At 64.6% G+C, this 22,698-nt stretch carries 18 protein-coding genes, 3 tRNA genes and 1 pseudogene; 14 read left to right on the top strand and 8 right to left on the bottom strand.

Annotated features, from left to right (window positions below):
• Window positions 1-22 precede the first annotated feature (22 nt).
• Both ispF and AB4Y44_RS35265 read left to right on the top strand, forming a co-directional pair.
• A complete protein-coding gene (gene ispF, locus AB4Y44_RS35270; protein WP_028206967.1) occupies window positions 23-502 on the top strand; it encodes a 2-C-methyl-D-erythritol 2,4-cyclodiphosphate synthase in 480 nt (159 codons plus the stop codon).
• 190 nt (window positions 503-692) lie between these two features.
• Window positions 693-1,817 carry an acyltransferase family protein gene (locus tag AB4Y44_RS35265; protein ID WP_368702099.1) on the top strand — a complete coding sequence of 375 codons (1,125 nt, stop codon included), beginning with the start codon at window positions 693-695 and terminating at the stop codon, window positions 1,815-1,817.
• Between the two features lie 18 nt (window positions 1,818-1,835).
• On the opposite strand, the gene AB4Y44_RS35260 is transcribed toward AB4Y44_RS35265, so the two are convergent.
• The 3 genes from AB4Y44_RS35260 to ompR all read right to left on the bottom strand — a co-directional run bounded on the left by AB4Y44_RS35260 (window position 1,836) and on the right by ompR (window position 4,663).
• On the bottom strand, window positions 1,836-2,384 hold the full coding sequence (locus AB4Y44_RS35260; RefSeq protein ID WP_069268103.1) for a peroxiredoxin: 549 nt from the start codon (window positions 2,382-2,384) through the stop codon (window positions 1,836-1,838).
• A 150-nt stretch (window positions 2,385-2,534) separates the two neighbouring features.
• Window positions 2,535-3,884 (bottom strand): ATP-binding protein, encoded by a 1,350-nt coding sequence (locus tag AB4Y44_RS35255; protein WP_342923901.1) that lies wholly within the window; start codon window positions 3,882-3,884, stop codon window positions 2,535-2,537.
• 53 nt (window positions 3,885-3,937) lie between these two features.
• Window positions 3,938-4,663 (bottom strand): two-component system response regulator OmpR, encoded by a 726-nt coding sequence (ompR, locus tag AB4Y44_RS35250; protein WP_035514479.1) that lies wholly within the window; start codon window positions 4,661-4,663, stop codon window positions 3,938-3,940.
• A gap of 260 nt (window positions 4,664-4,923) precedes the next feature.
• Here ompR and AB4Y44_RS35245 point away from each other — a divergent pair, with 260 nt between their 5' ends.
• The 3 genes from AB4Y44_RS35245 to AB4Y44_RS35235 all read left to right on the top strand — a co-directional run bounded on the left by AB4Y44_RS35245 (window position 4,924) and on the right by AB4Y44_RS35235 (window position 8,308).
• Entirely contained in the window at window positions 4,924-5,238 is a 315-nt protein-coding gene (locus AB4Y44_RS35245; RefSeq protein ID WP_342923902.1) for a hypothetical protein, read from the top strand.
• Window positions 5,239-5,498: 260 nt separating this feature from the next.
• On the top strand, window positions 5,499-7,007 hold the full coding sequence (locus AB4Y44_RS35240; RefSeq protein ID WP_368702113.1) for a DUF1800 family protein: 1,509 nt from the start codon (window positions 5,499-5,501) through the stop codon (window positions 7,005-7,007).
• A 68-nt stretch (window positions 7,008-7,075) separates the two neighbouring features.
• Window positions 7,076-8,308, top strand: coding sequence for a DUF1501 domain-containing protein (locus AB4Y44_RS35235; protein ID WP_368702098.1), 1,233 nt, complete (start codon window positions 7,076-7,078; stop codon window positions 8,306-8,308).
• Window positions 8,309-8,322: 14 nt separating this feature from the next.
• On the opposite strand, the gene AB4Y44_RS35230 is transcribed toward AB4Y44_RS35235, so the two are convergent.
• Window positions 8,323-9,165: a squalene/phytoene synthase family protein gene (locus tag AB4Y44_RS35230; RefSeq protein ID WP_342923955.1), complete on the bottom strand. Its 843-nt coding sequence runs from the start codon at window positions 9,163-9,165 to the stop codon at window positions 8,323-8,325.
• A gap of 435 nt (window positions 9,166-9,600) precedes the next feature.
• Between AB4Y44_RS35230 and AB4Y44_RS35225 the strand changes: the two genes are divergently transcribed.
• A tRNA-Leu gene (locus AB4Y44_RS35225) sits at window positions 9,601-9,687 on the top strand.
• A gap of 133 nt (window positions 9,688-9,820) precedes the next feature.
• Here the strand turns inward: AB4Y44_RS35225 and AB4Y44_RS35220 are convergent.
• Window positions 9,821-10,267, bottom strand: coding sequence for a MarR family winged helix-turn-helix transcriptional regulator (locus tag AB4Y44_RS35220; protein ID WP_110387622.1), 447 nt, complete (start codon window positions 10,265-10,267; stop codon window positions 9,821-9,823).
• 247 nt (window positions 10,268-10,514) lie between these two features.
• The gene (locus tag AB4Y44_RS35215; protein ID WP_368702097.1) at window positions 10,515-11,672 is read right to left on the bottom strand and encodes a glycerate kinase; all 1,158 of its coding nucleotides are present in this window, start codon (window positions 11,670-11,672) and stop codon (window positions 10,515-10,517) included.
• 417 nt (window positions 11,673-12,089) lie between these two features.
• Here AB4Y44_RS35215 and tig point away from each other — a divergent pair, with 417 nt between their 5' ends.
• The 8 genes and pseudogenes from tig (at window position 12,090) to AB4Y44_RS35175 (ending at window position 21,304) form a co-directional block, all read left to right on the top strand.
• Complete coding sequence (gene tig / locus AB4Y44_RS35210) at window positions 12,090-13,436, top strand: trigger factor (protein ID WP_342923905.1); 1,347 nt, start codon at window positions 12,090-12,092, stop codon at window positions 13,434-13,436.
• A gap of 159 nt (window positions 13,437-13,595) precedes the next feature.
• On the top strand, window positions 13,596-14,249 hold the full coding sequence (gene clpP, locus AB4Y44_RS35205; protein WP_042269587.1) for an ATP-dependent Clp endopeptidase proteolytic subunit ClpP: 654 nt from the start codon (window positions 13,596-13,598) through the stop codon (window positions 14,247-14,249).
• Window positions 14,250-14,500: 251 nt separating this feature from the next.
• Window positions 14,501-15,772: an ATP-dependent Clp protease ATP-binding subunit ClpX gene (clpX, locus tag AB4Y44_RS35200; protein ID WP_028216418.1), complete on the top strand. Its 1,272-nt coding sequence runs from the start codon at window positions 14,501-14,503 to the stop codon at window positions 15,770-15,772.
• A gap of 191 nt (window positions 15,773-15,963) precedes the next feature.
• Window positions 15,964-18,390 (top strand): endopeptidase La, encoded by a 2,427-nt coding sequence (lon, locus tag AB4Y44_RS35195; protein ID WP_342923906.1) that lies wholly within the window; start codon window positions 15,964-15,966, stop codon window positions 18,388-18,390.
• A gap of 316 nt (window positions 18,391-18,706) precedes the next feature.
• Window positions 18,707-18,997, top strand: a pseudogene (locus AB4Y44_RS35190) (HU family DNA-binding protein); the annotation flags it as partial.
• Between the two features lie 71 nt (window positions 18,998-19,068).
• A tRNA-Val gene (locus AB4Y44_RS35185) sits at window positions 19,069-19,144 on the top strand.
• 33 nt (window positions 19,145-19,177) lie between these two features.
• A tRNA-Asp gene (locus tag AB4Y44_RS35180) sits at window positions 19,178-19,254 on the top strand.
• 103 nt (window positions 19,255-19,357) lie between these two features.
• A complete protein-coding gene (locus tag AB4Y44_RS35175) occupies window positions 19,358-21,304 on the top strand; it encodes a SurA N-terminal domain-containing protein (protein WP_342923907.1) in 1,947 nt (648 codons plus the stop codon).
• Window positions 21,305-21,396: 92 nt separating this feature from the next.
• Here the strand turns inward: AB4Y44_RS35175 and AB4Y44_RS35170 are convergent, their stop codons facing one another.
• Both AB4Y44_RS35170 and AB4Y44_RS35165 read right to left on the bottom strand, forming a co-directional pair.
• Window positions 21,397-21,744, bottom strand: coding sequence for a hypothetical protein (locus AB4Y44_RS35170; protein ID WP_342923908.1), 348 nt, complete (start codon window positions 21,742-21,744; stop codon window positions 21,397-21,399).
• A gap of 206 nt (window positions 21,745-21,950) precedes the next feature.
• Entirely contained in the window at window positions 21,951-22,622 is a 672-nt protein-coding gene (locus tag AB4Y44_RS35165; RefSeq protein WP_368702112.1) for an arylesterase, read from the bottom strand.
• Window positions 22,623-22,698: the final 76 nt, after the last annotated feature.

Here is a 22,698-nt window from a genome sequence, read left to right as displayed (position 1 = left end):
CCCTTTACCCGGAACCCCAACCATGGACATCAGAATCGGACAAGGCTACGACGTGCACGCGCTGGTGCCCGGCCGCCCGCTCGTGCTCGGCGGCGTGACGATCCCCTACGATCGCGGCCTGCTCGGCCACTCGGACGCCGACGTGCTGCTGCACGCCATCACCGACGCGCTGTTCGGCGCCGCCGCGCTCGGCGACATCGGCCGCCATTTCCCCGACACCGACAAGCAGTTCTACGGCGCGAACAGCCGCGTGCTGCTGCGCGAATGTCTGCGCCGCGTGCAGGAGGCGGGCTTCACGCTCATGAACGTCGATACCACGGTGATCGCGCAGGCGCCCAAGCTCGCACCGCACATCGAATCGATGCGCCAGACGATCGCCGAAGACCTGAACCTGCCGGTCGAGCGCGTCAACGTGAAGGCGAAGACCAATGAAAAGCTCGGCTATCTCGGCCGCAGCGAAGGGATCGAAGCGCAGGCGGCGGTACTGCTGCTGCGCGCGTGAAGGGTTGAACGGCCCGAGCAGGGGGTTGAACGGCCCGAGCAGGGCGCGTGCCTGCTCCGCACCTGACGGCGATGATTGCAGCTGCAATCATCGCCGTTGCTTTTCTTGCCGATTAATTTCCGTTTTTTTCGTCCCATACTGAACCGGGTAACCGGAAGTGGGGAGGACGATGGCGGGAGTTGAAAGACGCGTGAAAGGCCTCGATGGCCTGCGGGCGCTGGCAGTGGTGCTCGTGTTCCTCTCGCACAAGGCCCACGTCGACGCGATCGACGCGGGCAAGATCGGCGTCTGGCTGTTCTTTCTGATCAGCGGCTATCTGATCATCGGTGAGCTGCATCGCAATCGGGTCCGCATCGAACAGCACGGCGCGCGCACGGCCGCGCTGCTGTACGTCTTTTTCATGAAGCGCACGCTGCGTATTTTTCCCGTGTATTACCTGCTGCTCGTGGCGCTCACCATCGCGCATGCGAGCTTCTACCAGCGCGATGTCGATCTTGGGCTCGCCTGGCATTTCGTATTCCTCTCCAATTACTGGATCGGCGTGGTGCACGACGGCTGGCCCGGCACCGTGTCGCATTTCTGGAGCCTGGCGGTCGAGCAGCAGTTCTATCTCTTCGCGCCGTTTGCAATGCTATTTGTGCGAGCGTCGCGCCATCTCGCACTCTGCGCGGTGGTCATCGCGGCGGCCGCGTTTGCGCATCTCGCGCTCTATGAGGAAGCGGCGATCGCGCCGCTCATCTACGCATTCTCGCCGTGGAATTTCGCCATGCTGGCGCTCGGCGGCGCACTGGCGATTGGCGGCGCGCGCGTGCCATTGCGCGCAGGGGCGTTGAGCGCGGCGTGGTTCGTCGGGGCGTGTGCGGCGATTGCCGGCTTCGCGCTGGCGCGCGCCGATTGCACGGACTGCGCCGAAGGCGTGACGAGCGCGACGATGCTGCCGGGCTGCCTCGACATCGGGCTCGCGCTCTCGCTCGGTGCGCTGTTCCTGTGGCTCGTGCGCCGTCAGGACAGCGTGCTGGTCGCGGCGCTGGAGCTGCGCCCGCTGGCGTATCTCGGCACGATCAGCTACGGCTTCTATCTGTTTCACAATCTCGTGCCGGCGCGCCTCGGCGTGGCGCCGGGGCTCTATACGAGGTTCCATGTGCCAGGGCTGGCGCAGTCGGTCCTCGCACTCGTGCTGCAGTTCGCGCTGGCCGTGCTGCTCGCGCATCTGTCGTGGCAGGTGCTGGAAAGGCGCGTGCTCGAGTGGAAGCGGCCGCTCGAAACGGCGATCCGCAACCGCCTGCCCACCCGCGCCGCCGCGAGCCAGACGTGATGTCCGCCGGCGCGATGCCTAGAGCGTCCCCCCGCCGACTTCGCGCCCGTCCGGACACAGCTCGCCGGTCTGCAACCCGTCGAGCACGCGCAGCACTTCTTCGGCGCTGCGCCCGACGTTGAGGTTGTTCACCGTGACATGCTGGATCGTGTTGTCGGGATCGACGATGAATGTCGCGCGTAGCGCCACGCCCGCTTCCTTGTCGCGTATGCCGAGCTGATCAATGAGTTCGCCTTTCACGTCGCCGAACGAATAGTGATTGAGGCGATCGAGCGTCTTGTCCTCGCGACGCCAGGCGAGCTTCACATATTCGTTGTCGCAGCTGCCGCCCATCACGACCGTTTCGCGGTCATCGAATTCCTTGATGAGCCGTGCGAACGCGACGATCTCGGTGGGACAAACGAGCGTGAAATCCTTGGGGTAGAAGTAGATGACCTTCCACTTGTTGGCGAAGGTCTGCTCGGTGATCTCGGTGAATGCCGATTCGCCGTTTTCTTCGGGATGGTTGAAGCCGGGCTTCGCGGCCGTGACGGTAAAGGCTTCGAGTTTGTCGCCGACGGTTTTCATGGCGGAGGTCCTCAGACGAGAGACGGGCCGGGCGGCCCGCTTTGCCGCCACGCGCTGCGTGGCGTGCCCATGAAAACGATTGTCGCAGGTGCGGGCGGCGCGTGGTGCGACGGTGCGCCGCCGCCGGGTCTCGATCAGGAGGGGCGAGGCTCAGGCGCCCTTGGCGAGCGGGAACTCGATCGTCACTTCGAGGCCGGGGCCCGGCAGCCGGTTGCGCAGGCGCAGCGCGCCGCGATAGCGGCCCACGAGGCGCTGCACGATGGCCATGCCGAGGCCCGTACCGTTGGCCTGCGTGCGGGCCGTATCGACGCGGTAAAACGGCCGCGTGACGAGCGGCAGCTGATCCTCGGGAATGCCCGGGCCTTCGTCGACCACGGAAAGCTCGACGCGCGAATGCGAGACGCGCGTTTCGAGCATGATGTGCGGAATGCCGTCGGTTTCGCTCGCGCCGTACTTGCGCGCGTTTTCGATCAGATTGCCCACGACGCGGCGCATGTCGGTGTCGTCGGCTTCGATCATGGCCGAAGGCGCTAGCCGCGTGATGAGACGCACGCCGTCTTCGCTCGCCATGCGCGCGGCCATCTCGCCGGCGATGATCGAGAGGTCGACGCGCTCGGGCATGCGCTGGGTCGGCCGTGCGTAATCGAGGAAGCGGCCGATGATCATGTCCATTTGCTCGATGTCGTCGATCATCGCGTCCTTGGTGGCCTGGTCGGACGGACTCATCTCCGTTTCGAGCCGCAGGCGCGCGAGCGGCGTGCGCAAATCGTGCGAGATGCCCGCGAGCATCAGCGCACGGTCGGCCTCCAGCTGCTCGAGGTCGCGCACCATCTGGTTGAACGAGCGATTCGTTTCGGCCGCGACGCCCATGCCGCGCTCAGGCAAGGGCGCGGGCGGCTGCCCCGAACCCAGCATGCGCGCCGACATGGCGAGGCGCGCGAATGGCCGGTTCACGAGACTCGTGATGAAGGCCGCCCCGAAGAGCGATAGCGCAAGCGCAGAGACACCCCAGCCGACCCACTGCAAGCCTGTGACGTTGTCGAGCTGGTCGCGGTCGAGCGCGACCCAGTAGTCGTCTTCGTCGATCTTGAAGCTGATCCACACGCCTGGAATATCGTTCACGGACTGGGCGATGACGGTGTCGTCACCAAGGCGCCCGCGGATGTCGTGCTCGATCAGGCGATTGAGCGACTCGTCGGGCTGGAGCTTGTATTTGTCGGTGGTTTCGCGCGGGTACACGCGCACGCCCTCGTTACTCTCGAGATCCTGCAGCAGTGCACGGCGCAGATCGGGATCGGAGTAGAGGAGTGCGGTGCGCGTGAGCTTCACGATCGCGACGAGCTGGAGCGCCACGCGCTGCGCGCGCGGCTCCCGTTCGATCACGCGAAAGCTCTGGAACCACGCGGCGAGACTGACCGCGATGAGAAGGGCGATCAGCAGGAAGGTGCGCCAGAACAGATCGCCGAACGCGAGCGTGAGCAAACGCCGGTCAATCCGCATGGGCCCTTCCCGTTTCAACAGAGGCAGTGCAGACAACGAGACACCATTCAGGATCAGGCGGCGCCGTCGGGAATGAACACGTAACCGAGGCCCCAGACCGTTTGAATGAAACGCGGGCTGCCCGGATCGGGTTCGATGAGCTTGCGCAGGCGCGAGATCTGCACGTCGAGGCTGCGGTCGAACACTTCGTATTCACGGCCGCGCGCCAACTCCATGAGCTTTTCGCGCGAGAGCGGCTGGCGCGGATGACGCGCGAACACCTTGAGCACCGAGAATTCGCCCGTGGTGAGCGGAATTTCCTGGCCTGCCTTGGTGAGCGTGCGCGTGGCGAGATTCAACGCGAATTCGCCGAACTCGAACACTTCGGTGGTTTCCGAGGGCGCGCCCGGCAGTTCGGACGGCGCCTGACGGCGCAGCACCGCGTGAATGCGTGCGACGAGTTCGCGCGGGTTGAAAGGCTTGGGCAGATAGTCGTCAGCACCCATTTCGAGGCCGACGATGCGATCCACGTCCTCGCCCTTGGCGGTGAGCATGATGATGGGCGTGCGGTCGTTGCTGCCGCGCAGGCGGCGGCAGATCGACAGGCCGTCTTCGCCTGGCAGCATGAGGTCGAGCACCAGCAGGTCGAAACGCTCGCGCACCCACAGCTTGTTCATGGCGGGGGCGTTTTCGGCCACGTAGACATTGAAGCCTTGCTCGCCGAGGTAGCGGCGCAGCAGGTCCCGCAGTCGGGGATCGTCATCGACAACGAGAATTTTGGACGGGTTTTTGGTTTCCATGCCTGGCATCTTAGCGCGATTGGATACTGATGCGAGTTTGCACCAATTATCAGGTTACAGTCAGTTACAAAATTTACCCGTGCTGTGCCACGACCGCAAGCACCGACAGATAGACTTCTTTACGTAAAGCGGCAGTTCGGTAGATACTTCATTCGACTTTAAAATTCATGCCCGCGCCGAGCCGGGTTCGCACATGTATTCGAGGTAGCCGTTTGCCGCGTCAAGAAGGGAAAAAAACGATGGGAGGGGTCAGGCCGACAATGCGCCACACCATGCTTGCACTGGCGCTAGCCGGTGGCGTGGCGGCTGCACTGGAGTCGGTGCCGGCCCGGGCCCAGCCCTCCGCAGACCGCTACGAGAACTCTCAGTCCACCGCTCGCTCGCCGGGCGGCAAACCGTCGATGCGGCGCGTACGCAGCGACACGATCCCGCGCCCCGCATCGGACATCAACCAGCGTCCCGCAGTTCCCCCCGATCTCGATCAGCGTCGCCGCGACGGCCATATGACGCCCGATGAGCGGCGCCTCCTGCGCCAGCATATCGAAGACGCCGTGCGCGAACTGTACAAGCGCTGATACTGCGGCGTGCGTAAATGCGGCTCTGCTGCGAAAGTGCCGCGATAACGTTTACGCGATTTTCTCTGCGCACCGCGCGCACGCCTTTCTCGCGCCTTTCATGATTTTATCGGCATCGAAGCGCGCATTCGTGCACTCGCGCCGCCGAAATGCGCTGAAAAATACCGTTGCAATTGCACCGTCAACATCCGTTTCGTCGCAGCCGTTAAGCCGGTACATTTAATGATCGCGCCGGCGGAATCGTCGTGCGCCCATTCATCATGAGCGACTCCAGACGGTCGAAGCCAAACGCGCAGTCCGCCGCCGGCGCAGCGGCGCCCGACGACGGCGCGGATGCGCTGCTCGACGCCGACGACGTCCGCCATCTCCTGGTGCGTACGGGGTTCGCGCCGCGCGAGAGCGAAGTCGAGACTTATGTGGGGCTCACGCGGGAGCAGGCTGTCGCGCGACTCGTCGGCAGCGCGCGGAGCGAAGCGCTCACGCCACTGCCCGCGTGGACCGCCGAAGTGCCGCCGAGCCGGGCACAGCGCAGCGCATGGACCCCCGAAGAACGCCAGCAGGCGCAGCGTCAGCGCGGTGCGCGCTATGACGAATTGCGCGCATGGTGGCTGCGCGAGATGCTCGTCACGCCTTCGCCGCTGACCGAACGCATGACGCTCTTCTGGCACAACCACTTCACTTCGGGGCAGGACAAAGTCGGTGAGCCGCAGTTGATGGCCGCGCAAAACGCGCTGTTGCGGCGCGATGCGCTGGGCAGTTTTGCGAGCATGCTGCACGCGCTCGCGAAGGACCCCGCGATGCTGCTTTACCTCGACGGCGCGAGCAATCGCAAGGGCCGGCCCAACGAGAATTTCGCGCGCGAAGTGATGGAACTGTTCACGCTGGGCGAAGGGCAGTACTCGCAGCGCGACGTTGCCGAGGCGGCGCGCGCCTACACGGGTTGGAGTCTCGATCCCGACACCCAGGCGTTCGTCTGGCGCGCCGACTTGCACGACGACGGCGAAAAGACCGTGCTGGGTCGCAGCGGTCCGTTCGACGGCGATCAGGTGCTCGACATCCTGCTCGCGCAGCCGCAAACTGCCCGGTATGTGTCGGCGAGACTTTGGCGCGAGTTCATCTCCGCGACGCCCGACGATGCGCAGCTCGCAAGCGTCGCCGCTCGTTTTCACGCAAGTGGATTTGAGATCGGCGCTGCGCTTCGCGCGCTCTTCGTCACTCCCGCGTTCTGGGACGAACGCAATCGGGGCGTGCTCGTGAGTTCGCCGGTGGAGTTCATCGTCGGCACGATGCGGCGCTTCGAGGTGGCCTATGGCGATACGCTGCCGCTCGCGCGCCGCGCGGCCGCGTTGGGGGAGAACCTGTTCTATCCGCCGAACGTGAAGGGGTGGCCCGGCGGGGCGTCGTGGATCAACAGTTCGACGCTGCTCGCGCGCAAGCAGTTCGTCGAGCAGCTGTTTCGTGCGACGGAAGCAGGGCGGCCGCATGCTGCGGCCGCAGCGACGAAGATCGCGGCAAGCATGCCGCAAACCATGCAGAACGCGCCGAACGCGACGCGGCGTGACGCGTTGCAAGGCGGCATGCGCTTCGATCTGGATGGCTGGCTCTCGCGCTACGGTCTCACTGCCGATGCTACGCCCGGCCTGTCCGCGCAGTTGCAAATGCAGCATGCAGTGCTGCCGCTGGCGCCTGTCGATGCGATTGCAGTTGGCAGCCGTGCGGGTTCATATCTCCAGGCACTGCTGATGGATCCGGTGTATCAGTTGAAGTGAAGCATGAATACGAATAGCCGAATCCCTGGCGGCAATGTGCGCCGCCGCACCGACGAGCGAGGCAAGCCATGAAGCGACGCGACTTTCTTGCAGCCGGTGTGACGGCAGCCGCGGTGGCGGGTACGACGCTATGGCTGCCTCGCGCTGCGCGCGCGCAAGGCACGGCGCCCATGCATCCGGGCACGGCGAGCGGCTACGAGAACCTGCTGATTCTCGTCGAGCTGAAGGGCGGCAACGACGGCCTCAACACCGTCGTGCCGTTTGCCGATCCGCTCTACTACAGCTACCGGCAATCGATCGCCGTGCCGCGCGCCCAGGCGATCCAGCTGGACGAGCGCACGGCGCTCCATCCGTCGCTTGCGCCGCTCATGCCGATGTGGCGCGCGCACGAGCTGGCGATCGTCCAGGGCGTGAGCTACCCGCAGCCCAATCTCTCGCACTTTCGATCGATCGAGATCTGGGACACGGCTTCGCGCTCCAACGAATATCTGCGCGAGGGCTGGCTCACGCGCGCGTTCGCACACGAGCCAGTGCCGTCCGGCTTCGCCGCCGACGCGCTCGTGCTCGGCAGCGCCGAGATGGGGCCGCTCTCGAACGGCGCGCGCGCCATCGCGCTCGTGAATCCGGCGCAGTTCGCGCGGGCGTCGCGCCTCGTCACGCCGGTCGCGCTCAAGGAACGCAATCCCGCGCTCGCGCATATCCTCGACTTGGAGAACGACATCGTGCATGCCGCCGATGCGCTGCGGCCGCGTCCGGGCAATTACGCGCTGAGGACGGCGTTTCCGGCCGGCGCGTTCGGCGCCTCGATCAAAACGGCCATGCAGGCACTCGCCTCGAGCGACACGCCGCAAGGCGCGCCGATGGCGGGGCGTGGCGTCGCAGCGATTCGTCTGACGCTGAACGGCTTCGACACGCACCAGAACCAGCCGCAGCGTCACGCCGACCTGCTGCGCCAGTTCGCGACGGGCATGGCGGCGATGCGCTCGGCGCTCGTGGAACTCGGGCGTTGGGACCGCACGCTCATCGTGACGTATGCGGAATTCGGGCGGCGCGTGCGCGAGAATCAAAGCCGCGGCACCGATCACGGCACGGCCTCGGCGCACTTCGTCGTGGGCGGGCGCGTGGCGGGCGGGCTCTTTGGTCAGGCGCCCCAACTCACGCGGCTCGACGGCAACGGCAACCTGCCGGTGGGCGTCGATTTCAGGCAGATCTATGCGACCGTGCTAGGGCCCTGGTGGGGCCTCGACGCGCAGGCCGTGCTGCAGCAGCGCTTCGAGCCGCTGCCGCTGCTGCGCGCGTAGCGCGGCCGCGAGCCTCAACCGCGCCGCGCGGCGCGCCAGGCGATCCACAGCTTGCGCACCGGCGTGAGTACGATCTGCTGGTGCAGCACCTGGTAGCCTTCGCGCTCGACTTCGTCGAGCAGCGCGAGTTCGAGCGCCGCGAGCGCACGCAGGGTGCGCTGGTCGCGCCGCGCCGAAGCGGGAATCGCGTCGAGCGCGGCCTGGACCGATTCGCGTGCGCGCGAGGTCTGGAATTGCATGAGCTCCGTAAACTCCGCGCTGTAGCGCCGGTTGATGAGATCGGCGGCGGTGACGTTGTAGCGCTGCAGTTCGTCGATGGGCACGTAGATGCGGCCATGGCGCGCGTCGTTGCCGATTTCCGGCACGAACTGCGCGAGCATCAGCGCATTGCCGAGCGGCGCGGCCCAGTGTGCGGCGTTCTCGCGGTCCTCGTCGGTGCGTGCGCTCAGTTGCGCGACGAGCGAGGCGAACGTGCCGCCCACGCCCTGCATGTAGCGGCGCAGGTTCGGCAGATCGAGATAGCGCGCCTGCTCGAAGTCCATCTCGAAGCCGGCGAGCAGCGCCTGCAGATCGGGATAGACGGCGCTTGCATCGCCGAGATGCGCGGCGAGCGCCTGGGTGACCGGATGCGCGGGTTTGCCCGCGGCGAGCGCGGCCAGTTCCTTTTGCCACCAGGCGAGCTTGGTGCGGCCGACGGTGGGATCGCTCGTTTCTTTCGCGGTTTCCTCGAGTTCGCGGCGCAGCGCGAAGAGGGCGGTCAGGAGCGGCTGGCGCGCAGCGCGGGCCTGACGCAGCGCATAGTAAGTGCTCGAACCAGGGGGAGCCGCCTTTTGCAGGCAGTAGTCGTCGAAGTTCACGGCGTTCGGAGATGTGGGGCGAAGCGGCTCACGCGGCGGCCAGGGCGCGCCGCGACGGTAGAGCCGCGATTCTAGCATCGGCGCGGCTTTCGGCCGGCCCGGCAGGGCGGGCCGGTGCATGGATCGATGCACGCGTCGATGCGCTGTCGTGCCCCGTCGCGCACTGTTTCCGGAATGCAGACAAGCGCCAGGCAATCGGTTAGAATCTCGCGCTTGCGCTTTCTGACGCTTAGCTGGAAGCGCGCAGCCGGCCCATAATGAAGCATCGTTGCCGGCGGGCGCAGTCAGGAAGCAGGCTGGATTGCGGGCGAGGTGGCCAACACCGCGCCCGGCGTCTCACGAGGACTCGATCAGTCGGCATGTCGCACAGGGTTGTATCGCACGCGTGGTTCGCAGCGGTCCTGCCGGGCGCAAGAAGACAAGCGCAAAGAATTCGCGTGAGTGGCGAAATTGGTAGACGCACCAGGTTTAGGTCCTGACGCCCGCAAGGGTGTGCCGGTTCGAGTCCGGCCTCACGCACCAAAGCAAAAAAGGCCATGTACCTTCCGGTACGTGGCCTTTTTGTTTGTAGGCGGTCTACGCGAAGCACTCGCGATGGCGGCTTGACGCTGCCCGCCATCTGTTTGGCTTATTGCCTCTGCTCGTTCGGACTGCCTTACAGTTCGGCCTGCATGGCTTCGATCACCTTGTCGAGCGCACGTGCGAGTGCGTCGCGTTCCTTGTCGTCGAGGCTCGCGAAGAGGTCGACATTCCACTTGCGCGCGATGGGCATGACCTTGCGATACAGCGCGCGTCCGTCGGTTGTGAGCGAAACGAGCACGAGGCGTCCGTCCTCCTCGCTCGTGTCGCGCTGCATGAGGCCGCGGCGCATCAGCGCCTCGGCTGCACGGCTTGCCTGGCTCTTGTCGAGATTGGCGTGACGTGCAAGCTCCATCACGGAAAACGGGCCGAACGCCCCCACAGCTGCAATGAGCCGAGCCTCCGGAAGTGTGATGCCGAGCTTCGCCTGGTAGCGTTCGCTTGCGCCACGTTCGGAGAGTTTGTTCAGGACATGCAGCCGATAGGTGAGGAATTGTTCGAGTCCGGCTTTGCTTGCCTTCATGGGAGTCCTGGTCTGGTCGCTTGGGAAGGGCGCGATCGTGTCGCGATTCCATGATTGTTGCCCCATCTTGCGCGCGGGTCAACGCATCCTAACCCTTGTCCAGCGCATCCGATGCGGTGCACGAATCTATTAATCGCTTACTGCGGAATGCGTGATGCGCCGAGGTCATGCGTCTGGCCGCGATCCTGGCGCACGGATTCCGGCAACGAGGCCGAGGCGGCGGGCCCTAGCCTCGTCTGCCCGGATCTTAGTTGGATGTACGCGCAGCGTATTTGAGGCGGACGAGCTGCTCGGCTTCGTTGGCGAGCAGGCGTGCGGCGTCGCGAATCGCGGTTTCGAGCGTGATGGGGCCCGGCGCGGGCGAGAAGCAGCCGCTGAAGTGCGCCGCGAGCCGCGGCAGGGCGGCGGCGTCCACGGCGCCGGAGAGCAGCGTGGCCGGCACCCCCAGGGCCGCGGCGTGGCGGCAGGCGATGAACGGCGCCTTGCCGTGCAGCGTTTGGACGTCGGAGCGGCCTTCGCCGGTGATGAGCCAGTCCGCGCGATCGAGCGCTTCATCCAGACCGATGGTGCGCGCAACGACTTCGGCGCCGGGCTCGAAGCTCGCGCCGAGCATGCGCAGCGCGAAACCCAGGCCACCGGCCGCGCCGGAACCAGCTTCGTCGCGCACGCGACGGCCCAGCGCCGCTTCGAGCAGGTCGGCGAAACGGCCGAGCGCCGCGTCGATCGACGCCACCTGTTCGGGCGTCACGCCTTTTTGCGGGCCGAACACGGCGGTCGCGCCATGCTCGCCCGTGAGCGGATTGTCCACGTCGGACATGCCGACGAACGATGCCTCGCCAAGTCGCGCGTCGAGCCCGGCAACGTCCACGCGCGCCACCTGCGCGAGCGCTTGCGGCGTGGGCTCGAGGGGCTTGCCGGCGGCGTCGAAGAGTTGCAGGCCGAGACCCGCGAGCAGGCCCGCGCCGGCGTCGTTGGTGCTGCTGCCGCCGAGCGCCACGTAAAAGCGCCGCACGCCTTCGTCGAGCAGCGCGCGGATCGCTTCGCCCATGCCGCGCGTGCTGCGCGCATCGACCGGCACGCCCATGCCCACGGGGTCCGTGATGCCGACGATCTCGGCGGTCTCGACGATCGCGCTGCCGTCGTGCAGCAGGCCCACGGCAGCGTCGCGCTTCGGCCCCGCTGCGCCTTCCACGGTGAGCACGCGGCGCTCGCCGCCCATCGACAGCATCGCGTCGAGCGTGCCTTCGCCGCCGTCGGCCATGGGGCGGATGCGGATGTCGGCGTCGGCGCGCACGCGGCGGATGCCCTCGGCGATCGCGGCGGCGACCCCGTCCGCGCTGAGCGAGCCTTTGAAAGAATCAGGAGCAATGACGATTACGGGAGCGTCAGTCGACGAATTCGGCATGGTGTCTCTGCTGGAAGAATTGTGTTGGGAGCGGCTGCGGCCGGCGGGGCGTCCGGCGCGAGCGTAAGCTTAACAGCCTCGCCGCGCGGGCTGGATAACGGCGTTGCGATAGCGCGGATCGGAGCGCATTTCAGGCTCGCAGCGGCTCAAAAGCAGGCCAAAACCGGGTCAAAAACAGCCACATGGCACAGTCAAACGGCAATTCCAGTGGGACCGGGAAATAGTTTGCTAAAATACTTGGCTCTTTTGACGGAACCGCACCGCAAGCCGCCCGTTTCGGCGCTGTTGAGCGGCGCACGAGGCGCCTGCGTTCAGCTCCAAAGCGGGTTGCTGGACCACATCGGATCCAGGCGGACCGCGGCTCGCAAAGACCACAGATTACTGATTCGCTCGAACAATTTTAGGACGATTGAAGCCATGGCTAACGTTGTTGAAAACCTCGGCAAGCTCGAACGCCGCGTGACGATTTCCCTGCCGAAGGACGCCGTGCAGAAAGAAATCGATTCGCGTATCCGCAAACTCGCGAAGAACGTGCGCATGCCGGGCTTCCGTCCGGGCAAGGTGCCGCTCAAGATGGTCACGCAGCAGTATTCGGGCCAGGTCGAGGCCGAAGTCCTGAGCGACAAGGTCGGCAAGGAATTCTTCGACATCAGCCGCGCCGAGAACCTGCGCGTCGCCGGCCAGCCGAGCTTCGCGCCGAAGTCGGAAGCCGCTGAAGGCGACTACGCGTTCGACGCGACCTTCGAGGTCTATCCGGAAGTGAAGCTCGGCGACGTCGCGACGGCCGAAATCGAGCGCACGACCACGACGATCACCGAAGCGGAAATCGACCGCACGCTCGACATCCTGCGCAAGCAGCGCGTGCACTTCCACGCTCGCGGCGAAGCCGGCGAGCACGGCGACGGCGGCGCCGACACCGCAGCGAAGGAAGGCGACCGCGTGACGGTCGACTTCGTCGGCAAGATCGACGACGTCGCATTCCAGGGCGGCACCGCGGAAGGCTTCGCGTTCGTGCTGGGCGAAGGCCGCATGCTGCCGGAATTCGAAAAGGCGGCAATCGGCCTGAAGAAGGGCGAGTCGCGCGAATTCGACCTCGCGTTCCCCGAGGACTACCACGGCAAGGACGTCGCTGGCAAGACGGCGAAGTTCACGATCACGATGCAGCAGATCGAGTGGCCGCACCTGCCGGAAATCGACGGCGAATTCGCCAAGTCGCTCGGCATCGCCGACGGCGACCTCGTGAAGATGCGCGCCGAAATCAAGGACAACCTCGAGCGCGAAGCGAAGCGCCGCACGCAGTCGATCGTCAAGAACCAGGTGATGGACGCACTCCTGAAGATCGCCGAACTCGACGTGCCGAACGCGCTCGTCGAGCAGGATCAGGAACGCCTCGTCGAAATGGCGCGCGCCGACCTCGCGCAGCGTGGCGTGCCCAACGCCAAGGACGCACCGATCCCGGCCGAAATGTTCAAGGAACAAGCCGAGCGCCGCGTGAAGCTCGGCCTCGTGCTCGCCGAACTCGTGAAGGCCAACAGCCTCGAGGCGAAGCCGGAGCAGATCCGTGCTGAAGTCGACGAATTCGCGAAAAGCTATGAGGACCCGAAGGAGGTCGTGCGCTGGTATTATTCCAACCAGCAGCGTCTGGCCGAAATGGAAGCCTATGTCGTCGAATCGAACGTCGTCGACTTCGTGCTCGGCAAGGCCAAGGTGACGGACAAGCAAGTTAGCTTCGAAGAACTGGCAAGCGCGACGGCGCAGGCTTAAAACTGCCCGCTACGGCGTGCCGGCTGTCGGAGCGACCGACGGCCAGCACGCCGTTTTTGTATCCGCAGGTTTTAGCCATGCTGTCCGTGTGGTTGATTTAACCGGGGTCCGTCGCCATACGGGTATATAGAAGAACTTTTCCAGACAAGGATGCACCGCATGACCATTCGCGCTCAATCGCTGGATACGTTGACCTCCCACTCGTCGCGGGACTTCGACCCGCAGGCGCTCGGCCTCGTGCCGATCGTCGTCGAAACGAGCGGCCGCGGCGAACGTTCCTACGACATCTACTCGCGCTTGCTCAAGGAGCGCGTGGTGTTCCTGGTCGGCGAGGTGAACGACCAGACGGCGAACCTCGTGGTCGCCCAACTGCTGTTCCTCGAAAGCGAAAACCCGGACAAGGACATCAGCCTGTACATCAACAGCCCGGGCGGCTCGGTGTCGGCCGGCATGGCGATTTACGACACGATGCAGTTCATCAAGCCGGACGTTTCGACCCTTTGCATGGGCCTTGCGGCCAGCATGGGCGCGTTCCTGCTGGCGTCGGGCGCCAGGGGCAAGCGTTTTGCGCTGCCGAACTCGCGCGTGATGATTCACCAGCCGCTCGGTGGCGCGCGCGGCCAGGCTTCGGACATCGAAATCCAGGCTCGCGAAATCCTGTACCTGAAGGAGCGCCTGAACCAGTTGCTCGCGCACCATACGGGTCAGCCGGTCGAGCGCATTGCGCGCGACACGGATCGCGACAATTTCATGTCGGGTGACGACGCCCAGGCCTACGGTCTCGTCGACCAGGTCCTGCACAAGCGTCCTTGAGCTGCGCAAGCGGTTTGCGCGTCCGACCCTGTGATGGGTGCGCAGGCCGCGAAAAATGCAAGTAAAGGAACAGCTCGGCCCCCGTACAAAAGGGGATAGCCGACGCCGCGCAGACCTTGTGAAATAATCGGCAAACGCGCTTCGCGGCCTGCGGCCCCCAACGCCGTCACAGCAAGCGGTTCACGCACCCTCCGGCCTCGCCGGGGGAAACGGCGTATCATGTAACAGAGTGTCCGGAGGCTCATTTATCCATGGCGGACAAGAAAGGTTCTAACAGCGAGAAGCTGTTGTATTGCTCGTTCTGCGGCAAGAGCCAGCATGAGGTGAAAAAGCTCATCGCTGGTCCGTCGGTATTCATCTGCGATGAATGCATCGACTTGTGCAACGAGATCATTCGCGACGAAGCCGCCGGTGCGGGCGTCGACGCGGCGCTGTCGCGCTCGGACCTGCCGAGCCCGCAGGAGATCCGCGACATCCTCGACCAGTACGTGATCGGCCAGGAACGCGCGAAGAAGATTCTCGCAGTGGCGGTGTACAACCACTACAAGCGTCTGAAGCACCTCGACAAGAAGGACGACGTCGAACTCTCCAAGAGCAACATCCTGCTGATCGGGCCCACGGGCTCGGGCAAGACGCTGCTCGCGCAGACGCTCGCGCGCCTTCTGAACGTGCCGTTCGTGATCGCCGACGCCACCACGCTGACCGAAGCCGGTTACGTGGGCGAAGACGTCGAGAACATCATTCAGAAGCTGCTGCAGAACTGCAATTACGAGGTCGACAAGGCCCAGCGCGGCATCGTCTATATCGACGAAATCGACAAGATCAGCCGCAAGTCGGACAACCCGTCGATCACGCGCGACGTCTCCGGCGAAGGCGTGCAGCAGGCGCTGCTCAAGCTCGTCGAGGGCACGATGGCTTCGGTGCCGCCGCAGGGCGGCCGCAAGCATCCGAACCAGGATTTCATCCAGGTCGACACGACCAATATCCTGTTCATTTGCGGCGGCGCGTTCGACGGTCTGGAAAAGGTCATCACCGACCGCACGGAAAAGACCGGCATCGGCTTCGGCGCGAGCGTGAAGAGCAAGCAGGAGCGCGACACCGGCGAAGTGCTGCGCGAAACGGAACCGGAAGACCTGATCAAGTTCGGCCTGATCCCCGAACTGATCGGCCGTCTGCCCGTGGTCGCCACGCTCGGCAAGCTCGACGAAGCCGCGCTCATGAAGATTCTGGTCGAGCCGAAGAATGCGCTCGTCAAGCAGTATCACAAGCTCTTCAACATGGAGCGCGTGGAGCTGGAAATTCGCCCGGCTGCGCTGCAGGCCGTCGCCCGCAAGGCGATCCGCCGCAAAACGGGGGCTCGTGGCCTGCGCTCGATCCTGGAACAGGCATTGCTCGACGTAATGTACGAGCTGCCGGCCATGAAGGGCGTGAGCAAGGTCATCATCGACGACAACGTGATCGACGGCGACGGCAAACCGCTGCTGATCTACGAAGACGCTCCGAAGGTTGCAGGGTCGAACTGATGGTGGTGATCGGCTAAAGAGTTCCGGAAAAGGGCCGTTCATACAATGGGATGAACGGCTTTTTCGTTTAATCTTGTGGTCGATGGCGCACTATTTTGGAGTCACTGAACTTTTCCCACACGCGCGAGGCTTGCAATCGGTATCTCAGGCCTCAATTACCGAACAATTGATTCCACTCATGGGGAAATGAAATGTCAGGAACTCAACTCCTCCCGCCGGAACGCACCACGCTCCCGCTGCTGCCGCTGCGAGACGTCGTAGTCTTCCCGCATATGGTGATTCCCCTTTTCGTGGGCCGGCCGAAATCGATCAAGGCCCTCGAAGCGGCTATGGAAGGCGGCAAGCACATCATGCTCGTCGCGCAGAAGACCGCCGCGAAGGATGAGCCGACCGAAAAAGACATGTATGAAGTAGGGTGTGTCGCCAACATCCTGCAAATGCTCAAGCTGCCCGACGGCACCGTGAAGGTGCTCGTGGAAGGCCTGCAGCGCGCGAAGACGCTTTCCATCGAAGAACAGGAAACGCAGTTCTCGTGCGAAGTGATGCCGCTCGAACCGGACCACGCCGACAGCGCGGAAACCGAAGCGCTGCGCCGCGCGATCGTCTCGCAGTTCGACCAGTACGTGAAGCTCAACAAGAAGATCCCGCCGGAGATCCTGACGTCGCTGTCGGGCATCGACGAGGCCGGTCGTCTTGCCGACACCATCGCCGCGCATCTGCCGCTCAAGCTCGACCAGAAGCAGCACATCCTCGAGATGTTCCCGGTCGTGGAGCGTCTCGAGCACCTGCTCGCGCAACTCGAAGCCGAAATCGACATTCTCCAGGTGGAGAAGCGCATTCGCGGCCGCGTGAAGCGCCAGATGGAAAAGAGCCAGCGCGAGTACTACCTGAACGAGCAGGTCAAGGCCATCCAGAAGGAACTGGGCGAAGGCGAAGAGGGTGCGGATCTCGAAGAACTCGAGAAGCGCATCACGGCTGCGCGCATGCCCAAGGAAGCCAAGAAGAAGGCCGACGCCGAGCTCAAGAAGCTCAAGCTGATGTCGCCGATGTCGGCGGAAGCGACCGTCGTGCGCAACTACATCGACACGCTGATCGGCCTGCCGTGGCGCAAGAAGAGCAAGGTCAACAACGATCTCTCGAACGCAGAAGCCGTGCTCGACGAAGACCACTTCGGTCTCGAGAAGGTGAAGGAACGCATTCTCGAGTATCTCGCGGTGCAACAGCGCGTGGACAAGGTCAAGGCGCCGATCCTGTGCCTCGTCGGGCCTCCGGGCGTCGGCAAGACCTCGCTCGGGCAGTCGATTGCGCGCGCAACGAACCGCAAGTTCGTGCGTATGGCGCTGGGCGGCGTGCGTGACGAAGCCGAGATCCGCGGTCACCGTCGTACGTACATCGGTTCGATGCCGGGCAAGATCCTGCAGAGCCTGACCAAGGTCGGCGTGCGCAATCCGCTCTTCCTGCTCGACGAAGTCGACAAGATGGGCATGGATTTCCGCGGCGATCCGTCGTCGGCGCTGCTCGAAGTGCTCGATCCGGAACAGAACCACACGTTCGCCGATCACTACATCGAAGTCGATTTCGACCTCTCCGATGTGATGTTCGTCGCCACGTCGAACTCGCTGAACATCCCGCCGCCGCTGCTCGACCGGATGGAAGTCATCCGTCTGTCGGGTTACACGGAAGATGAGAAGGTCAGCATCGCCCAGCGTTATCTCCTGCCGAAGCAGAAGAAGAACAACGGGCTGAAGCCGACCGAGATCGAAGTGACCGAAGGCGCGATCCGCGACATCATTCGCTACTACACGCGTGAAGCGGGCGTGCGTTCGCTCGAGCGCGAAGTGTCGAAGATCTGCCGCAAGGTCGTGAAGATGCTGCTGTTGAAGAAGGCCGACAAAGCCGTCACGGTGGACAGCGCGAATCTGGACACCTTCCTTGGCGTGCGCAAGTACGACTTCGGTCTGGCCGCGAAGGAAAACCAGGTCGGCCAGGTTACGGGCCTTGCGTGGACGGAAGTCGGCGGCGATCTGCTGACGATCGAAGCGGCGGTCATGCCCGGCAAGGGCAACGTGATCCGCACGGGTTCGCTCGGCGACGTCATGAAGGAATCGGTCGAAGCGGCACGCTCGGTGGTGCGTTCGCGTTCGCGTCGTCTCGGCATCAAGGACGAAGCGTTCGAGAAGCAGGACATCCACATCCACGTGCCGGAAGGCGCGACGCCGAAGGACGGTCCGTCCGCAGGCGGTGCGATGACGACGGCGCTGGTGTCGGTGCTCACGGGTATTCCGGTGCGCGCCGACGTGGCGATGACGGGCGAGATCACGCTGCGCGGCGAAGTGCTGCCGATCGGCGGGCTGAAGGAGAAGCTGCTCGCGGCGCATCGCGGCGGCATCAAGCTCGTGCTGATCCCGGAAGAGAACGTCAAGGATCTCACCGAGATTCCGGACAACGTGAAGAACTCGATCGAAATCGTGCCGGTCCGCTGGATCGACAAGGTGCTCGAACTCGCGCTCGAACGTGTGCCGCAGCCGCTGCCGGAAGAAGAAGTGAAGGCCGAGGACGCCAAGGCGCCCGTGGCCGAATCGAAGGATGCCGCCGCGACGGAAGTCGTCAAGCACTAAGCCTTCGGTACACCTTCAGTACCCCTTCAACAAGTCGCGCTCCTGCGCGGCGCGTTGGACTCCAGAAAGCCCGCGGCATGCTCCGCGGGCTTTTTATTTGCGCCACGATTCTTGACGTTGTGATGACAACCAGCGGTTTTTTCCGCCATTTCCCCCTTGTTCGAATACTCCCTCGAATAATCCCTCGAATCCCGCGCCGAATCGGGCTCAACCCCGCTTGACACGGCACTTTCGGCCCCGTTAAATGGGCGGGCCCCGCGCTATGGCGGGGACGTCTATCCAATAAGTTGACCTTCTTTCTTACGTTTACCCAAACACATTCTCGGGGGCTGGAATGAATAAAACGGAACTGATTGACCATATTGCGCAACAAGCCGACATTTCGAAGGCGGCTGCGGGACGCGCACTCGACGCCGTGATCGGCGGCGTCAAAGGGACGCTCAAGAAAGGCGGCTCGGTTACGCTCGTCGGCTTCGGCACGTTCGCCGTCGGCAAGCGCACGGCGCGCACGGGCCGCAATCCGCGGACCGGCGACGCGATCAAGATCAAGGCGGCGAAGGTGCCCAAATTTAGGCCTGGCAAAGCGCTGAAGGATGCGCTAAACTAGCGGGCTCGCTACCTGATTGGTAGCGCAGCAGAAGTCGCAGCACTGGAAGCAGCGCAGGAAAGCATGAAGCTGGGTGCTTAGCTCAGTTGGTAGAGCGGCGCCCTTACAAGGCGTAGGTCGGGAGTTCGAGCCTCTCAGCACCCACCACAGCTTCGGTTCCGGTACGTAGCGCACCCGCACGGAGCGGTAGTTCAGTTGGTTAGAATACCGGCCTGTCACGCCGGGGGTCGCGGGTTCGAGTCCCGTCCGCTCCGCCAAGGATATCTCGACAAGAAGGCGAACTCCGGTTCGCCTTTTTTGTTGGCCGCTGTTGTAATATCGGGCGTTCCATTTTTTGGCGCCCTCAACGTCTGGTCACGCATGCTCGACTTTTTCCGCAATCACAAACGCCTGATGATGTTCATGCTGCTCCTGGTCGTCCTGCCAGGGCTGGGCTTCGTCGGTATTCAAGGTTTCCGCGGCTTCTTCGATGAAAGCGCGAACGTCGCAAGCGTCAACGGGCACAAGATCACGCGTGCCGAGTACGACAACGCCGCGCGCCAGCAGCTCGACCAGGCCCGCCAGGTCCTCGGCGCCCAATTCGACGCGAGCATGTTCGACACGCCCCAGCACCGCAAGGACATCCTCGACGGTCTGATCCAGCAGCGCGTGCTCGTGGACGAAACGCAGCGCCTGCACCTCACCGCCTCGGACGACGCCGTGCGTCGCACGCTGCTCGCCGACCCGGTGATCTCGTCGCTCAAGAATCCCGACGGCTCGATCAATCTCGACCAGTACAAGCAACTGCTCGCCATGCAGGGCATGACGCCCGAGCAGTACGACGAGCGCGTGCGCTATAGCCTCGCCATGCAGCAGCTGCCGGCATCGATCATCAGCAGCGCGTTCACGCCGAAGGCGCTCGCGCAGCAGCTCACGGGCCTTTCGGAGCAGCAGCGCGAAGTGCAGGGCCTCGCGTTCCACGTGAGCGACTATGCGCCGAAGGTGCAGCCGACCGACGCGCAACTGCAGGCGTACTACGACGCGAACAAGAACGCTTTCGCCACGCCGGCCACGGCGCAGATCCAGTACCTCGTGCTCTCGGCGGCGACGGTTGCCGCCGGCGTGCAGCCGAGCGACGCCGATCTCAAGAAGTACTACGACGACAACATCGCGCACTATCGCACGCAGGAAGAAGTGCGTGCGAGCCACATCCTGATCACGGTGCCGAAGGACGCGAGCGCCGACGTGCGCAACGCCGCGAAGCAGAAGGCCGAATCGATCCTCGCCGAAGTGAAGGCGCATCCGGATCAGTTCGCGCAGATCGCGCAGAAGGAGTCGCAGGACCCGGGTTCGGCCTCGAAGGGCGGCGACCTCGGCTACTTCGGCCCCGGCATGATCGCGGGCGGCCAGGCGTTCGACGCCGCGGTCTTCAAGCTCAAGAAGGACGAGATCAGCGACGTGATCCAGTCGGACTTCGGCTATCACATCGTCAAGGTCACGGACCTGAAGCCCGCGGTCACGAAGCCGTTCGACGACGTGAAGGCGCAGATCACGAACGACGTGAAGGCGCAGCAAGCCGCGAAGCTGCTCGCCGACGCGAGCGATGGCTTCACGTCGGTGGTCTACGAGCAGGCCAAGAGCCTGCAGCCGGCCGCGGACAAGTACAAGCTGACGATCCAGACGGCCACGGTCACGCCGAAGCCGAATGCAGCGCTGCCGCCGGATAGCCCGCTGAACAACCAGAAGTTCCTCGCCGCCGTATTCGCGAGCGACTCGGTGAACCAGCACAACAACACCCAGGCGATCGACGTCGGCAACAACACGCTGATTTCGGCTCACGTGACGAACTACCAGCCGGCCGCTGTGCCCGCGTTCGCCGCGGTCAAGGATGCGGTGCGCCAGAAGGTGGTCGCGCAGCAGGCCGCCGACATGGCGCACAAGGATGGCGAGGCGAAGCTCGCGGAGTTGCAGAAGTCGAAGTCGACCGATGGCTTCTCGTCGGCGCTCAAGGTGTCGCGCAACGACGCCCAAGGGTTGCCGCCCAGCGCGCTGTCCGCCGTCTTCAAGGCCGATTCGCAGAAGCTGCCCGCTTACGTGGGCGTGGACCTCGGCAACGACGGCTATGCGATCTACCGCGTGAACAGCGTGACCAACGGTCCGGCCGCAGAAGGCCCGCGCCTGGCCGCCGCGCAGCAGCAGCTGGCCCAGGTGGACGGCCAGTCGCAGGTGCAGGCGTACCTCGACGCGCTGCGCGATCGCGCGAAGGTGAAGCTCTACGGCTCGCTCAGCTCGGCGAGCCAGTCGGGCGACGGCGACGGCGCTCAGTAAGCCCGACCCGCATCAGCCCGCCGGCGTCGAGAGCCGGCACAAAAAAGCCCCGCGAAACACTGCGGGGCTTTTGCGTTCTGGCGAGCGCGAAATCAGAGGCAGGCGCTGATGTCGCTGGTGGCGTCTCCACCGGCGCCGCCGCCGGAGCGGAAGCCGACCCACGTCTTCGCGCTGGCGCTCCACGCCGGGCGCACCGTTGCCGCTGCGCCGTTAGGCGGCTGCTGGCCAGGGACGTAGACGTCGACAGCCTGGCCGTTGGCGAGCACGGACTGCGAGATGACTTGCTGCTGCGACTTGTCGGACCATTTTTGTGCGATGCATTGCGCAACCGTTGCAGGCGGTTGCTGGCTCGTGCCGACGGACTGCGCTCCGCTCGGCATTGGCTGATTGGCGCAGGCAGCAAGTGCTGCCGTAACGACAATGAGAGGTAAATATCTCACGCTTCTTCCCTCCAGTCAGGGTCGGTCGGATTCAGACAGCGAAGCTTCGTGGGCTCGCGTGTCTGACGCAAACGGTGGCCAATGGCGCGACGCGGTTGCCCGCCGCCACGCTGGCTGAGAGGCTCGAGCGGCTTGAACGCGCCAAGGTTGGGGCCCTGGGAAAGGGCGCCCGGTGAGGGCGCCCGCACGTTTGCCCAGCTGCCGACTCAGCGCCGCACGCCGCTGCCGAGCAGCGGCTTGAGCGTTGGCCACACGTTGTCGAGCAGCAAAGGCTGTGCCTGCCGGGTGGGATGGATCTGGTCGGCCTGGAAGAGTTCGGGCTTGTCGGCGAGACCCGCGAGCAGAAAGGGCACGAGCGGCACGTTCAGTTCCTTTGCAAGCCGCTCGTAGACGGCGTGGAAGTCACGCGTATAGTCGACCCCGTAGTTGGGCGGCACGTACATGCCGACGAGCACGGGTTTCGCGCCGCCCTTGCGGATCTGCGCGACGATGGCGCGCAGATTGCTCTCGGTCGTCGTGAGCGGTACGCCGCGCAGTGCGTCGTTGGCGCCCAGTTCGACGATCACGATCGCGGGCTTGATGCGCTGCATGACGAGCGGCAGGCGCGTGAGTCCGCCGCTGGTCGTGTCCCCGCTGATGCTCGCATTCGCAACGTTATAATCGATCCGCTCGCTGGCGAGCCGCTGGCGTAGCAGGGCCACCCAGCCCGTATCGCGCGGCAGGCCGTATTCGGCGGAAAGGCTGTCGCCGAGCACGACGATGTTCGGTTTTGCCGCGGCCGGGGGGGGCGTCGCCGCGTTGGCCGTGGAGACGGGCGTGGCCGCGAGCGCGGTGCCGGTCGTGCCACAGAAGGCGCCGAACAAGACGGCAGCGGTCAAGGCGGCGGTAGCGGCATACGCGCTGAAGCGGGACCGGGCGCGGGAAAGGGTGGCGCGCCGCGCGGCGCGCGGCGGG

The sequence above is a fragment of the Paraburkholderia sp. BR10937 genome (genome assembly GCF_040965695.1).
In the GTDB taxonomy this organism is placed as follows: Bacteria; Pseudomonadota; Gammaproteobacteria; order Burkholderiales; family Burkholderiaceae; genus Paraburkholderia.
Note: the sequence above shows the minus strand (reverse complement) of the source record. Positions and strands in the feature narration are given on the sequence as shown.

Coding starts and splice junctions, on each gene's coding strand:
- ispF (WP_028206967.1), top strand. CDS start 23: ATGGACATCAGAATCGGACAAGGCTACGACGTGCACGCGCTGGTGCCC.
- AB4Y44_RS35260 (WP_069268103.1), bottom strand. CDS start 2,384: ATGAAAACCGTCGGCGACAAACTCGAAGCCTTTACCGTCACGGCCGCG.
- AB4Y44_RS35255 (WP_342923901.1), bottom strand. CDS start 3,884: ATGCGGATTGACCGGCGTTTGCTCACGCTCGCGTTCGGCGATCTGTTC.
- ompR (WP_035514479.1), bottom strand. CDS start 4,663: ATGGAAACCAAAAACCCGTCCAAAATTCTCGTTGTCGATGACGATCCC.
- AB4Y44_RS35245 (WP_342923902.1), top strand. CDS start 4,924: ATGCGCCACACCATGCTTGCACTGGCGCTAGCCGGTGGCGTGGCGGCT.
- AB4Y44_RS35240 (WP_368702113.1), top strand. CDS start 5,499: ATGAGCGACTCCAGACGGTCGAAGCCAAACGCGCAGTCCGCCGCCGGC.
- AB4Y44_RS35235 (WP_368702098.1), top strand. CDS start 7,076: ATGAAGCGACGCGACTTTCTTGCAGCCGGTGTGACGGCAGCCGCGGTG.
- AB4Y44_RS35220 (WP_110387622.1), bottom strand. CDS start 10,267: ATGAAGGCAAGCAAAGCCGGACTCGAACAATTCCTCACCTATCGGCTG.
- AB4Y44_RS35215 (WP_368702097.1), bottom strand. CDS start 11,672: ATGCCGAATTCGTCGACTGACGCTCCCGTAATCGTCATTGCTCCTGAT.
- tig (WP_342923905.1), top strand. CDS start 12,090: ATGGCTAACGTTGTTGAAAACCTCGGCAAGCTCGAACGCCGCGTGACG.
- clpP (WP_042269587.1), top strand. CDS start 13,596: ATGACCATTCGCGCTCAATCGCTGGATACGTTGACCTCCCACTCGTCG.
- clpX (WP_028216418.1), top strand. CDS start 14,501: ATGGCGGACAAGAAAGGTTCTAACAGCGAGAAGCTGTTGTATTGCTCG.
- lon (WP_342923906.1), top strand. CDS start 15,964: ATGTCAGGAACTCAACTCCTCCCGCCGGAACGCACCACGCTCCCGCTG.
- AB4Y44_RS35175 (WP_342923907.1), top strand. CDS start 19,358: ATGCTCGACTTTTTCCGCAATCACAAACGCCTGATGATGTTCATGCTG.